We start from the raw sequence: 13,475 nt of genomic DNA on the forward strand, positions 1-13,475 counted from the left end.
CGGCGTCAACTGTTGCGTGTGGAATCCGTGTAAGCAACGTGCAAGACCCTTGCGTGCCGGGCCCCCAGGTCATAAGACTGCGCAGAGAAGTAGAACGCGTACTAGTTCGGGCGGGGCGCCGGGACGGCCCGCCGCGCCGGCACCGTGCAGGAGAGGACGAGCTCATGGCCGCGGAACCCGTCATCGTCGAAGCCGTACGCACCCCCATCGGAAAGCGCGGGGGCTCGCTCGCCAACCTCCACCCCGCCTACCTGCTCGGCGAGACGTACCGCGAACTGCTCGCCCGGACCGCGATCCAGCCCGACTGCGTCGAACAGATCGTCGGCGGCACCGTCACCCACGCCGGCGAGCAGTCGATGAACCCGGCCCGCAACGCCTGGCTGGCCATGGGCCTGCCGTACGAGACGGCCGCCACCACCGTCGACTGCCAGTGCGGCAGCTCGCAGCAGGCCAACCACATGGTCGCCAACATGATCGCCGGCGGCGTCATGGACATCGGCATCGCCTGCGGCGTCGAGGCCATGAGCCGCGTCCCGCTCGGCTCGGGCTCCAAGCACGGCCCCGGCAAGCCCTTCCCGGACGAGTGGAACGTCGACCTCCCCAACCAGTTCGAGGCCGCCGAGCGGATCGCCCGCCGCCGGGGCCTGAGCCGCGAGGACGTCGACCGGCTCGGCCTGCTGTCCCAGGAGCGGGCCGCGGCCGCGTGGGCCGAGGAACGCTTCAAGCGCGAGACCTTCGCGGTGCAGGTGCCGACCACGGAGGCGGAGCAGGCGGCCGGGCAGGGGATGTGGCGGCTGGTCGACCGGGACGAGGGGCTGCGGGACACCTCCATGGAGGCGCTCGCCCGGCTCAAGCCGGTCATGCCGACCGCCGTGCACACCGCCGGGAACTCCTCGCAGATCTCCGACGGCGCCGCGGCCGTGATGTGGGCCTCTCGCAAGATGGCCCGCGCCCTCAAACTCAGGCCGCGGGCCAGGATCGTCGCCCAGACCCTGGTCGGCGCGGACCCGCACTACCACCTGGACGGGCCGATCGACGCGACGCGCGCCGTCCTCGGCAAGGCCGGGATGTCCCTGAGGGACATCGACCTCGTCGAGATCAACGAGGCGTTCGCATCGGTCGTCCTCAGCTGGGCCCAGGTCTTCGACCAGGACCTGGAGAAGGTCAACGTCAACGGCGGCGGCATCGCGCTCGGCCACCCCGTCGGCTCCACCGGCGCCCGGCTGATCACCACCGCGCTGCACGAGCTGGAGCGGCGGGACAAGGAATTCGCGCTGATCACCATGTGCGCGGGCGGCGCGCTGGCCACCGGCACGATCATCCAGCGGCTGTGATGGTGCGCGGCCGGGCCCCGGTACGGGTGCGCGGCCACTGAACCCAGTGGGATGGGGAAAAGCCGAGGGCCCCGGTGGCCGGCCTGGGGAGGCCGGCCACCGGGGCCCTCGCACGCACCGGGGTGCGTCGTGCGGCGTCTGCTGCCACTGGCGGCTTAGTACCAGTGGTGCGACTGCCAGAAGTTCCAGGCGCCCACGGGGCTGCCGTAGCGGGAGTTCATGTAGTCCAGGCCCCACTTGATCTGGGTGGCCGGGTTCGTCTTCCAGTCGGAGCCCGCGGAAGCCATCTTCGAGGCCGGCAGGGCCTGGACCAGGCCGTACGCGCCCGAAGCGGAGTTCGTGGCGGTGTGGTCCCAGCCACTCTCATGGGAAACGATGTGGTCGAAGGCCGCGAACTGCGCCGGGTCCTTGATCATCTGCTGGGCGATCGCCTTGGCACTCGTCGGGGCCGCCTGGGCGGGCACCGTGGCGAGCATGGAACCGGCGACACCGAGGGCGACGACGGTACCCGCGAGGGTCTTCTTCGAAGCGGCGATGCGGCGGATGACGGCGTTGGACACGGAGGAAACCTTCCGAAGGGGACAAGGGTGGTCGCGGCATGCCGGAGCATGCGTGAGCCACTCACGCGAAGGAGAGGGGTTCGTCGGGCGGGGGGCGGTTGCCCCTGCCGCCGTGGCGACATCAACCAGTTAGCCAGGTCCGGGCGGCCCTGGCAACGGCCCCCGGTACTAGGCACTTTCATAGTCGGCCCCCTGTGGCCCCTGGCGACCGCCAGGCGCATCCGGCCAGCTCAGGGCCGGTTTGAGGGCGCCTGTAGCGGGCCCGCGGAGGCTACTAAAGAGTGCCGTATGTGACGTGCGTCCTGTGGGCCGCCTCACCCCGGAAGGGCCCGAATCTCACGCAGAGTGACCGAGCGTACAACGAAATAGCGTGTGGTCCGGGCCACTTTCAACGCATATCGAAGCAAATCGGGACATCGAACGCCGCTTTCCGTGTCGCCCGGCGGAGCGCTTTCAGCAGCGTCCCGCCGAGCGTCAGGGTCAGCACGACGGTCAGGGCGGCCCGGCCCAGGTCCCAGCCGACCGAGGTGGCGAGGCAGTACGCGAGGAAACGCGCCAGGTTCGCGGACACCGGCTCGCCCGGGTGGAAGGAAATGCCCTGGCCCATGCCCTGGAGGAGCACCCAGCCCTGCAGGTTCATCAGCGTGCCGTACGCGAACGACCCGACGAACCCGTACGCGGCGAGCAGCCACAGCTCGGCCCGCCCCCGGATCCGGTCCGGCCCGGGCAGCAGCCCGGCGCCCAGCGAGAACCAGCCCAGCGCCAGCATCTGGAACGGCATCCACGGCCCCACACCCCCCGTGAGCAGCGCGGACGCGAACATCGTCACGGAGCCGAGGACGAAACCGAATCCGGGACCCAGGACGCGAGCGCTGAGCACCATCAGGAAGAACATGGGCTCCAGGCCGGCCGTGCCGGCGCCCAGCGGCCGGAGCGCGGCCCCCACCGCGGCGAGCACGCCCAGCATCGCCACGGCCTTGGAGTCCATCCCCTGGTCGGCGATCGTGGCGACGACCACCGCCACGAGGAGCGGCAGGAGCGCCGCGAAGAGCCAGGGGGCGTCCTGCGAGTGGGACAGGCCGGAGGTGCCGCCGGCGAGCAGCGGCCAGCCGAAGGCGGCGATGCCGATGAGGGTGACGAGGACCAGCGCGGCGGCCGCGCGCGGGCCGACGCGCAGGGGGCGGGCCGGGGTCATGCGGGGCGGCCCTCCCGGGACAGGGCGGCGGCGACCTGGGAGACCGTGAGCCAGCGGCCCGGGGCCAGGACCTTGGCCACCTGCGGGGCGAAGGCGGGGGAGGAGACGACGACCTCGGCGGTCGGGCCGTCCGCGACGATCTCCCCGCCGGCCAGGATCAGCACGCGGTGGGCCAGTTCGGCGGCGAGCTCCACGTCGTGGGTGGCCAGGATGATGGCGTGGCCGTCGGCTGCCAGAGCGCGCAGGATCTCGATCAGACGGGCCTTGGCGGCGTAGTCGAGGCCGCGGGTCGGCTCGTCGAGCAGCAGCAGGGCCGGTTCGCCGGTCAGGACCAGGGCGAGGGCGAGGGCCAGGCGCTGGCCCTCGGACAGGTCGCGGGGGTGGGTGTCGTCGGGGACGCCCGGGAGGAGCGAGGTGACCAGGGCGCGGCAGGTGCCGGGGGCGGCCCCGGCATCGGCGTCGGCGGCGGCGCACTCGGCGGCGACGGTGTCGGCGTAGAGGAGGTCGCGGGGGTCCTGGGGGACGAGCGCGACGCGGCGGATCATCTCCCGGGGCGGCGTGCGGTGGGGGGTGCGGCCGCCGACGAGCACCTCGCCGGTGGTGGGGGCGAGGGTGCCGGCGAGGGTGGCGAGGAGGGTGGACTTGCCGGCGCCGTTGCGGCCCATGAGGGCGATGGTTTCGCCGGGGGTGACGGTGAGGGTGATGCCGTGGAGGATTTCGGTGCGGGCGCGGCGGAGGGTGAGGTCGGTGGTGCGCGCCGGTTGCTCCGCGGGGTTGGTGGTGGGGGGCGGGGCCGCGGCCGGCTCCGAGTCGCCGGCGCGCTTGCGGCGGAGCCGGGCCCAGCGGGAGGTGTGCGGCGCCGCCCCGCCGCGCGGCTCCGGCTGCGCCGGGTTTTCGGGGCTCCGCCCCGCGCCCCGCGCCTCAAACGCCGGCGGGGCTGGGTGGGCCGGCGCGGCTGAAGCGGCCGGCGGGGCTGGGTGGGCCGGCGGGGCCGGGAGGTGCGTGAGGCGGGCCTTCAACGCGGGTGAGAGGCGGCGGGCGTCGCGGACGGAGAGGGGGAGCGGGGACCAGTCGGCCAGGCGGCCGAGGGAGACGACCGGGGGGTGGACCGGGGAGACCGCCATGATCTCCGCCGGGCTGCCGAGGACGGGGGCCGCGCCCGGCGAGTCCAGCAGCAGTACGCGGTCCGCGTACTGCACCACCCGCTCCAGCCGGTGCTCCGCCATCAGCACGGTGGTGCCGAGGTCGTGCACCAGGCGTTGCAGGACCGCCAGCACCTCCTCCGCCGCCCCCGGGTCCAGCGCCGACGTCGGTTCGTCCAGCACCAGCACGCGCGGGTGCGGGGTCAGCACCGAGCCGATCGCCACCCGCTGCCGCTGGCCGCCGGACAGCGTGGCCAGCGGGCGGTCGCGGAGTTCGTTCAGGCCCAGCAGGTCCAGGGTCTCCTCCACCCGGCGCCGCATCACCGCGGGTGGCAGCCCCAGGGACTCCATCCCGTAGGCCAGCTCGTCCTCCACCACGTCCGTCACGAAGTGGGCCGACGGGTCCTGCCCCACCGTGCCCACCACGTCCGCGAGCTCCCGCGGCCGGTGCGTGCGCGTGTCCCGGCCCGCGACGGTGACCCGGCCCCGCAGCCGGCCGCCGGTGAAGTGCGGGACCAGCCCGGAGACGGCCCCCAGCAGGGTCGACTTGCCGACTCCCGACGGGCCGACCAGCAACGTCAGCTCCCCTTCCGGCACGGTGAAGTCCGCGTCCCGCAGGGCAGGGGCCGAGGCGCCCTCGTAGGTGACCGACACCTGCTCGAACCGGATCACAGCGACGACGCCTCCTTCGGCGGTACGGGTGCCACGAGGGCGGGGAGCAGGCCGACGAGGATCGCCGCCGCGGGCCAGAGCGGCAGCGCCGGGGCGACCAGCGGCACCACCCCCGGGCGCAGGGCCTCCGGGTCCAGCGCCCCGGCGTAGCCCAGCAGCGCCGCCACCGCCGCACCCGAACCGGCGACCAGCCAGGCCCGGCCGCCCCACCGGTCGGGCCGGTACCGGGTACGGACGCTGCGCCGCCCGCCCAGGCGCAGCCCGGCCAGGGCCAGGGCCAGGCCGAGGATGAGGACGGGCAGGCCGAACACGGCGCCCTCCGCCGCGAGCAGCCCGTACGTACCGGCGCACATGCCGAGCAGCCCGCCGAGGGTGAGCGTGTTGGTGGTGCGCCGGACGGCGGGCGGAACCTGCGCGGTGCGGCCGTAGCCGCGGGCGTCCATCGATGCGGCCACCGCCACCGACCGCTCCAGGGCGCCCTCCAGCACCGGCAGGCCGATCTGGAGGACGGCCTTCACCCCGCCGGTGGGGCGCCCGCGCAGCCGCCGGGCGGTGCGCAGCCGGGCCACGTCGGCCACCATGTTCGGCGCGAAGGTCATCGCGACGACCACGGCCACGCCCGCCTCGTACAGCGCGGCGGGCAGCGACTTGAGCAGCCGGGCCGGGTTCGCGAGCGCGTTCGCGGCGCCGACGCACACCAGCAGGGCGGCCAGCTTCGCGCCGTCGTAGAAGGCGAAGACCAGTTGCTCGGCGGTGACCCGGCCGCCGAGGCGGATGCCCTGCGCCCAGGCGGGCAGGGCCAGTTCGGGGAGGGTGAGCACGGTGTGCGCCCCGGGGACCGGCGAGCCGAGGAGGGCGGAGAAGAGCAGGCGCAGGCCGATGACGACCAGGCCGAGCCGCAGGAACGCGCCGTAGGAGCGCGCCCAGGGCGCGGCGGTACGGCGGGCGGCGACGACGTAACCCGCGACGGCGACGATCAGCCCGAGCAGGAGCGGGTTGGTGGTCCGCGAGGCGGCGGTGGCGAGCCCGAGCGCCCACACCCACCAGGCCCCCGCGTGCAGGGCGTTGCCGCGACGCGCCTCGGGGGCGGCGCGAAGGCCCTTCCTTTCGTACGTCGGCACGCGCGAGCGCCCACCGGCCGCGACCGGACCGCCCCGCGCCGGGGTCCGGTGCCCGGCTGCGGCGCCGTGCGTGGTTGCGGCGCGCGGGTGCGGGAGGCGGTTCATCGCGAGCGGCGGCGGGACTGCCAGACGGCGGCCGCCGCGAGGGCGGCTACCGCCGCGATGCCCGCGAGCAGGCCCGCCGAGGGCCCGCCGTCGCCGGTGGGGGCGGTCTTCGGCGCGTCCTGCGCGCCCTCGGCGAGCGGCTCGCCGCACCCCTGCCCCGGGTAGCCGGAGATCGCGCACAGCAGCGCCGCGTTGTTGTAGCGCAGCGGCTTCGCCACCGAGGCCAGTGCCTCGGCGGTGGTGGCCTCCGGCGCCACCTGCGCGCAGGCGGTGCGCGGGCCGCCCTGCGGCGGGGCCTCGCCGGAGGGCGAGTCGCCGGGCAGACCGAAGTCGATGACCAGGGCCACCCGCTTCTTGCCGGCCACCGCAGGGGTGTCCGCGCAGAGCGCCGCGAAGTCGGGCTCCGTACGCGGCCGGGACGCCTCGGCCCCGGCGTCCTTGCTCACCGCGAAGCGGAAGCCCTGGACGGTCCCGTCCGCCGGGCGGGCCGAGGTGCCCTGGGTCGCGTACGTCCAGGGGCCCTTGGCGCCGCCGTCCCAGAACGACCAGTAGCGGTAGCTCGACGCGAGCGCCGGGGACGCGGCGAGCAGGGTGAACAGGACGCCGAGCGCGCCGGCGAGAGCGGCCAGCCTGCGCATCAGGCCTGGTTCTTCTTGCGGCGGCCGCTCAGCAGGAAGCCGATGCCGACGCCGGCCGCTGCGCCGGCCCCGATGATCCAGCCGAGGTTGCCGTTGCCGGAACCGTCCTTGTCCCCGGCCTTGGGCATGCCGCCCGTCGCCGGGGTCTGCGGGGCCGGGCCCGTCCCGTTCAGTGCCGCGACCAGGTCGGTGCCGCCGAAGGCGCGCGGGTCGGTGCCCGTCGCGTGCGCGGTGAGGACCAGGGTGCCCAGGGCCGCCGGGTTGCCCTTCGCCCACTGCGCCGAGTTGGCCTTGAGCCACTCCAGCGCGCCCGCCGCCGACTGCTTGTGGCCGGCCGCGGCGAGGGCGATGACGGCGTCGGCGGTGTTGCCGGTGTCGGGGGTCGGCTGGTCGGCGCCCGGGGTGGCCGCGGTGAGGTGGCCGTCCTTCTTGAGGGCCTCAGCCAGGTAGCCGGCCGCGCCCTGGGCGGCGGCGGCCGGGTCGGCGGCGCCCGCCGGGCAGGCCGACGCGGTCGCCGGGGTGTCGGTGGCGGCCGGGGTGACGACCGCGCCCTTGCCGAGGCCGGCCAGGGTTGCGGCGGCCGTCGCGTCGGCGTTGGCGGGGAGCTTGCCGTCGGCCGGCTGGTACCCGAAGGCGCCCCGGTCGGAGGCCGGCTCGGCGGCGCAGCCCAGCCGGAAGGAGAGCAGGCCGTCGTACGCGGACTTGCCCGCCTTCGACTTGACGTCGGCCGGCTTCTCGCCCGCCGCGGCGAGCGCGCTGATGACGACGGAGGTGGAGCTCGCCTCGCTCGGGGAGCCCGGGACGTACGCCCAGCCGCCGTCCTCGTTCTGGACGGACCGCAGCCAGTCCACGCCCTTCTTGACGGCCGCGTCGTGGCCGCCGAGCGCCTTGAGGGCCTGCACGGCCACCGCGGTGGCGTTCGTGTCGAGCGGTGCCGCCGGGTCGCACGCCTTCGTCGCGTCCGCGCGGAAGGAGGCGAAGCCGCCGTCGGCGCACTGCTGGCCGGTGAGCCAGTCGACGGCCTGCGGGGCGGGCCGCAGGCCGACCGTGTGCTGGGCGAGCAGCGCGAACGACTGGCGCCAGACGCCGTCGTAGGTGGGGTCGGCCTGGCCGAACAGCCCGGAGGGGATGACCGGCGCCGGGGAGGGGGAGGGGGCGGCGAGGGCCGCGGGGGCGGCGCCCGCGCAGAGCACGGCGGAGGCGGCGAGCGCGGCGGCGCTGCGGCGGACGTTCATGGCGGGGCGGGTGCCTCTCGTGCTGGGGGAGCGGAGGCAGGCACACGCGGGTACCGGGCTCCGGCTCCGCATGCCTCGACGGTGCCGGCCGCCGGGGGGCCCGGCGGCACGAGCCGCGCACTCCCGACGGGGCATCCCGGCTCCCCGCCCCGGCGGCGCCGGTGCGGGTCACGGTTGCGGGTCAGCGCCGGATTCGCACCGGCTTCCCCCCGTACGGAGTGTGGACGACGGCCTTACTGTACCGGCCCGTCCCGGGCCGGCCCGGAGCCGCCTGCGGGGGGCGCCGGCCGGGAGCGCCCCTTACACCGCGCCGGGCCGGTACGTCACACCGCCCGGTACGTGACCGGGTCCGTGCCCGGGACCGCTTCCGCCCGGCCCTGTTTCACCAGCCGTCGCAGGTGGGCCTCCGCCTCCGAGACCGCGATGTTCCGGGACCCGTACGGGATCTGCTCCCAGGGCCGGTTCCACTGCATCCGCTCGGCCAGCCCCCACGGTGTCAGGGGCTCGGCGAGCAGCTCCCACAGCCCCGCCAGCCGCTCCTCGTGGTGGGCCAGCAGCTCCCGGACCCGGGCCGGGGCGTCGGTGAAGGGGTGCTGGTGGGCGGGGAGCACCTCGGCGGGGCGCAGGCGGCCGACGCGTTCGAGGGAGGCGAGGTAGTCCCCGAGGGGGTCGGTGACCCGCTCGTCCTGCGGGTCCTCGTAGAGGCCGATGTGCGGGGAGATCCCGGGCAGCAGGTGGTCGCCGGAGAAGAGGCGGCCGTTGCCGGGGAGGTTCCCCGGGTGGGCCTCTTCCAGGTGGAGGCAGACGTGCCCGGGGGTGTGGCCGGGGGTCCAGATCGCGCGCAGCGCGCGCCCGGCGAGGGGCAGCAGCTCGCCGGGGACGATCTCCCGGTCGGGGACGGCGGACCGCAGCCCGGGCAGGGTCCGCAGCCGCCCGCTCGCCCGGGCCGCCCGCAGCGGGGCGATGTGCTCCTCGGGGGCGCCGGCGGTGGCCAGCTTCCCGCTCATGTAGTCGAACCAGACGCCGGGTTCGGCGGAACGGGTCCGTACGACGACCTCGGTGTCGGCGGCGTGCATGGCGATCCAGGCGCCCGAGACCTCCCTGACCTGCCCCGACAGGCCGTGGTGGTCGGGGTGGTGGTGGGTGATCAGCACGCCGTGGACGTCGGCGGCGGCGATGCCGAGCGCGGCGAGCCCGGCCACGAGGGTGTCCCAGGACTGCGGATCGTCCCAGCCCGTGTCGATCAGGACGGGTCCGCGGCCGGTGTCGAGGACGTGGACGAGGGTGTGCCCGAGCGGGTTGTCGGGGATGGGGACCTTGATGCCCCACACGCCTCCGCCGTGGTCGGTGACCTGAGGTGGGGCGAGGGGCGTCATGCGGGCTCCCTGGAACGAGAACGTGTTGCATTGGTCGCCCCAGTCCACCATTGCAGGAGGGGTTCTGACTAGTCGTCGGATCCCCGTCCCGGCGGTCGTGTCCGCGCCGTGGACTCCTGGAACTAGAACTGGTATCAGTTCTTCGACGCCCAGCCCGCTGGTAGCCGCAGGAGGCCTTGCCATGACCGAGCTCGTGGAACACGGACAGCTGTTCATCGGCGGGGAGTGGACGGATCCGCTGGGCGACGCCACCATCTCCGTCGTCTCGCCCCACACCGAGCAGGTCATCGGCAGCGTCCCGCACGCCTCGGCGGCGGACGTGGACCGCGCCGTCGCCGCCGCGCGCAAGGCCTTCGACGAAGGACCCTGGCCCCGGACGACCCTGGAGGAGCGGATCGCCGTCGTCTCCCGGATCAAGGACGCCATCGCCGTCCGGCACGAGGAGATAGCCCGCTCGATCAGCTCCCAGAACGGGTCCCCGTACTCCTGGAGCGTCCTCGCCCAGGCGCTCGGCCCGATGATGGTCTACGACGGCGCGATCACCGTCGCACGCGACTACCCGTACGAGGAACACCGCCAGGGCGCGCTCGGGCCGATCCTGGTGCGGCGCGAGCCGGTCGGCGTCGTGGCCGCCGTCATCCCGTGGAACGTCCCGCAGTTCGTCGCCGCGGCCAAGCTCGCGCCCGCGCTGCTCACCGGGTCCGCGGTGATCCTCAAGCCCTCGCCGGAGTGCCCGCTCGACTCCTACATCCTGGCCGACATCGCGCGGGAGGCCGGCCTGCCGGAGGGCGTGCTGTCGATCCTGCCCGCCGACCGGGAGGTCAGCGAGTACCTGGTGGGCCACCCCGGCATCGACAAGGTCGCCTTCACCGGATCGGTGGCCGCCGGCAAGCGCGTCATGGAGGTCGCCGCGCGCAACCTGACCCGGGTCACCCTCGAACTCGGCGGCAAGTCCGCCGCCGTGATCCTCCCCGACGCCGACCTGGAAACCACCATCGCCGGGATCGTCCCGGCCGCCTGGATGAACAACGGACAGGCCTGCGTGGCCCAGACCCGGGTCCTCGCGCCGCGAAGCCGCTACGGGGAGATCGCCGAGGCCCTCGCCGCCGCCGCCGGGGCGCTGGTCGTCGGCGACCCGCTCGACCCGGCGACGCAACTCGGGCCGCTGGTGGCCGAGCGGCAGCAGCGGCGCTCGCTGGACTACATCCGCATCGGGCAGGAGGAAGGCGCCAAGATCCTCACCGGCGGCGGCCGCCCGGCCGCCCTGGAGCAGGGCTGGTACGTCGAACCCACCCTCTTCGGGGACGTCGACAACTCGATGCGGATCGCCCAGGAGGAGATCTTCGGGCCCGTGGTCTGCCTGATCCCGTACGGGGACGAGGCCGAGGCGGTACGCGTGGCCAACGACTCGGAGTTCGGCCTCAGCGGCAGCGTCTGGACCGCCGACGTGGAGCACGGCCTCGACTTCGCCCGCGGCGTGCGCACCGGCACCTTCAACGTGAACACCTTCAGCCTGGACATGCTGGGGCCGTTCGGCGGCTACAAGAACAGCGGCGTGGGGCGGGAGTTCGGCCCCGAGGGGCTGAGCGAGTACCTGGAGCACAAGATGATCCACCTGCCGGCGGGATACCAGGCCCCCGGGGCCGGTGCGTGATGGGCGACCGCTGGCGGATCGAAGTCGACCGCGGGGTCTGCATCGGCTCGGGCATGTGCGTGAACCACGCCCCGGCGGGCTTCACCCTCGACTCGGCCCGCCAGTCCCACCCCCGCGAGGCGCAGACGGACGCCAACGAGCCGGTCCTGACGGCGGCCGAGGGCTGCCCGGTGGAAGCCATCACGATCACCCTCCTCACCACGGGCGAAGCGGTCTTCCCCCCGGAGGACTAGGAACCGCCGGGGCGCCGGGCTGGCTCCAGTGCCTCATTTCTCCTGCGCGGCGAGCATCTTGAGCAGCGCGTGGGGCGTGCTCTGCTCGGAGTCCGCCTCGTGGACCTCGGCGCCCCGAAGGTCACGGGCTCGGCGGCGCGGACGAACGCGGCCACCGACGAGCGGCACCCATGGGAGGGGGCGGGCTCTGCGGGGCGGGGCTTCGGGGGGCGGGATGTCCGCTGGACCGGATCGGGGAGGGTATGGGGGTTCCCGTCAGTCCCATCGTCTCCCCGGGGCGGACCGGTCCCTCAAGGGCGCTCCTTCGTCGCGTCGCTACGCGATGGCCTGCGGCCACCCTTGACCGACCGGCCCGCCCCGGATCAACGAAGACTGCCGGGAACCCCCCAAAGGGACGGGCCGGTCCTTCTTTCGGCTCAGCCGTCTCACGGTTCCAGGGCAGGGGCTTCGCCCACCGCGACAGATCGCTACGCGCTTCTCCCGTCTCGGCGGCCGACGGCCGTCCGGGGCTGGGCGTACCCGTCAGGCCGCCTACCGCGATGTTCCGTGCCCACAGAGGGTCGTCCGCCACGCGGCGAGCAGGCTGGTCGCAGCCCTCAACGAGCGGCTGCGACCAGCACTTTCCTAGCCCTGGTTCACGATCTGCTCGACGATCCAGCCGCCGAGCTCCGTGGTCATCAGGGTGTGCGGCTCGTTGTGCGAGGCCAGCTTGAAGTCGTCGAGTTCGCTCGTCTCTGGCTTGAGGCCGCCGATGTTCACGTACAGGTCGGCGTCGGTGGTCACGTCGCGGATGGCGACGGCGCTGACGGAGGGGACGAACGAGTGGTGGCGGACGTGGGCGTTGGTCTTGAGTCCGAGGATGGGCGGCTGCTCGTTGAGCTTGTCGGCCAGGATGCCGAAGCCCTCCAGGGTGCCGCCGGGCGCCCCGTCGATCTCGGGGAGGTCGTCGGTCGGTACCTCCTTGGCCGGCGGCGGGGTCACCAGCCGCAGAGTCGCGACGATCTGGTTGTCGCCGCCGCGCTGGGCGTAGAGGTTGGTGCCCAGGATGGACAGGCCCTTGCCCTCGACCGCGTGGTCGCCGGGCTTGATGCCGTTGCCCTGACCGGTCGCGACGCCGTTGGCGACGCCGATCTTGACCGGGATCGCGGGCCAGTTGCCCATCTGGTTCAGCTCGGCGAGGAGCCGTTCGCGCATCTCGTCCACGCCGGGCTTGCTGTCCCACTCCTCGATGTGCCAGGCCAGCAGCTGTCGGGCGGCCGGGCTGTTGATCTGGCGGGAGAAGGCGTCATTGAGCTTGCGCGAGTAGTGCGCGAACGCCTGCAGGCCGAGGGGGATCCAGGCGCCACGGTGCGGAGTGTCGTACGACCAGTAGAGGCCGGTCTGGTGGTCGATCTGCTGGTCCTCCATCTTGGCGAGGGCGTAGCGGGTGACGAGGCCGCCCATGCTGAAGCCGCCGACGGCGAGCCGGTGGTTGCCCTGACGCTCGTTGCCGGCGCGGGTGATCACTTCGATCGCGGCGTCCGCGTTCTGCTGGATGGCGGCGCTGCGCTCGTGGAAGCCGAGGACGATGACGTCGTGCCCGCGGCGGCGCAGCTCGCTGAAGAAGGCGTACTCCCCCCAGTCCAGGCCCTGCCACAGCATGTCGATGCTGCTCGATCCCATGTTGAACCCGTCGGCGGCGATCACGGGCTTGGTCAGCCGGTCGCCGCCCTCGGCGTAGTAGACCCAGGCAGTGCCACCGGGAAGGTCCCACACGTCATGCGGGACCGGGGGGATCTGGGTGGGCGGCTCTTGGGGCCCGGGGGCCAGGATGATGGGCGAGGAGGCGAGGGCCTCACGGATCTGCTGCTCGGTGGCCTGCGGCTCACTCATGGACGGGTCCCTTCGCGCGGTGATTACGGAACGTATCTATCTGAGCACGGAAAGTAGTCATCCATCCAGTGCTGTGATCGCGAAGGAAAGGGGGCGGAGGGGGTGGCCGGGTGCACGATGACCATAAAGACGTCGATACGTACATCCGTGTGGGTGTTCATGCGAACGCAATTACGAATCGAGCGCCGGAGATCGAGGTTGGTGGCTACGACCAGCCCCAGACGGGGGTTGGGCGCCGGGGATGAGGAGCGCGTAGCGATCTGGGGCGCGGGGGTGCCGTCTCGTTGTCCGGTGCGCTGTCCGGTGTGGTGAGGCCCTTGGCCGGTGCGGTTTCAGTT

At 73.8% G+C, this 13,475-nt stretch carries 11 protein-coding genes and 1 riboswitch; of the genes, 3 read left to right on the forward strand and 8 right to left on the reverse strand.

The features are described from left to right. Positions 1-164: 164 nt before the first annotated feature. Positions 165-1,334, forward strand: coding sequence for a steroid 3-ketoacyl-CoA thiolase (locus ACWGH1_RS19870; protein ID WP_453356856.1), 1,170 nt, complete (start codon positions 165-167; stop codon positions 1,332-1,334). A gap of 155 nt (positions 1,335-1,489) precedes the next feature. Here ACWGH1_RS19870 and ACWGH1_RS19875 read toward each other — a convergent pair whose 3' ends face one another. From ACWGH1_RS19875 to ACWGH1_RS19905, 7 genes are all read right to left on the reverse strand, one after another. Further along, positions 1,490-1,894: an aggregation-promoting factor C-terminal-like domain-containing protein gene (locus tag ACWGH1_RS19875; RefSeq protein WP_453357346.1), complete on the reverse strand. Its 405-nt coding sequence runs from the start codon at positions 1,892-1,894 to the stop codon at positions 1,490-1,492. A 388-nt stretch (positions 1,895-2,282) separates the two neighbouring features. Continuing rightward, complete coding sequence (locus ACWGH1_RS19880) at positions 2,283-3,089, reverse strand: ECF transporter S component (RefSeq protein WP_453357347.1); 807 nt, start codon at positions 3,087-3,089, stop codon at positions 2,283-2,285. After that, positions 3,086-4,903 (reverse strand): ABC transporter ATP-binding protein, encoded by a 1,818-nt coding sequence (locus tag ACWGH1_RS19885; protein WP_453408861.1) that lies wholly within the window; start codon positions 4,901-4,903, stop codon positions 3,086-3,088. Before ACWGH1_RS19885 ends, ACWGH1_RS19880 begins: the two co-directional genes overlap by 4 nt. After that, positions 4,900-6,024, reverse strand: a complete 1,125-nt coding sequence (locus tag ACWGH1_RS19890) for an energy-coupling factor transporter transmembrane protein EcfT (RefSeq protein ID WP_453357056.1) — start codon at positions 6,022-6,024, stop codon at positions 4,900-4,902. The genes ACWGH1_RS19885 and ACWGH1_RS19890 overlap by 4 nt, the downstream gene beginning before the upstream one ends. A gap of 101 nt (positions 6,025-6,125) precedes the next feature. Further along, the gene (locus ACWGH1_RS19895) at positions 6,126-6,767 is read right to left on the reverse strand and encodes an SCO2322 family protein (RefSeq protein ID WP_453357057.1); all 642 of its coding nucleotides are present in this window, start codon (positions 6,765-6,767) and stop codon (positions 6,126-6,128) included. Then, positions 6,767-8,002 carry a prenyltransferase/squalene oxidase repeat-containing protein gene (locus ACWGH1_RS19900; protein WP_453408862.1) on the reverse strand — a complete coding sequence of 412 codons (1,236 nt, stop codon included), beginning with the start codon at positions 8,000-8,002 and terminating at the stop codon, positions 6,767-6,769. Before ACWGH1_RS19900 ends, ACWGH1_RS19895 begins: the two co-directional genes overlap by 1 nt. Positions 8,003-8,132: 130 nt before the next feature. After that, positions 8,133-8,210: riboswitch (cobalamin riboswitch) on the reverse strand. A gap of 115 nt (positions 8,211-8,325) precedes the next feature. Continuing rightward, positions 8,326-9,378 (reverse strand): MBL fold metallo-hydrolase, encoded by a 1,053-nt coding sequence (locus tag ACWGH1_RS19905; protein WP_453356388.1) that lies wholly within the window; start codon positions 9,376-9,378, stop codon positions 8,326-8,328. 181 nt (positions 9,379-9,559) lie between these two features. Here ACWGH1_RS19905 and ACWGH1_RS19910 point away from each other — a divergent pair, with 181 nt between their 5' ends. Together ACWGH1_RS19910 and ACWGH1_RS19915 are read left to right on the forward strand one after the other, a co-directional pair. Beyond that, positions 9,560-11,032: an aldehyde dehydrogenase gene (locus tag ACWGH1_RS19910; RefSeq protein ID WP_453356389.1), complete on the forward strand. Its 1,473-nt coding sequence runs from the start codon at positions 9,560-9,562 to the stop codon at positions 11,030-11,032. Beyond that, the gene (locus ACWGH1_RS19915) at positions 11,032-11,265 is read left to right on the forward strand and encodes a ferredoxin (protein ID WP_453356390.1); all 234 of its coding nucleotides are present in this window, start codon (positions 11,032-11,034) and stop codon (positions 11,263-11,265) included. The genes ACWGH1_RS19910 and ACWGH1_RS19915 overlap by 1 nt, the downstream gene beginning before the upstream one ends. Before the next feature lie 624 nt (positions 11,266-11,889). Here ACWGH1_RS19915 and ACWGH1_RS19920 read toward each other — a convergent pair. Beyond that, a complete protein-coding gene (locus tag ACWGH1_RS19920) occupies positions 11,890-13,137 on the reverse strand; it encodes an esterase/lipase family protein (RefSeq protein WP_453408863.1) in 1,248 nt (415 codons plus the stop codon). Positions 13,138-13,475: the final 338 nt, after the last annotated feature.

The organism is Streptomyces sp. NPDC054883 (assembly GCF_053610645.1).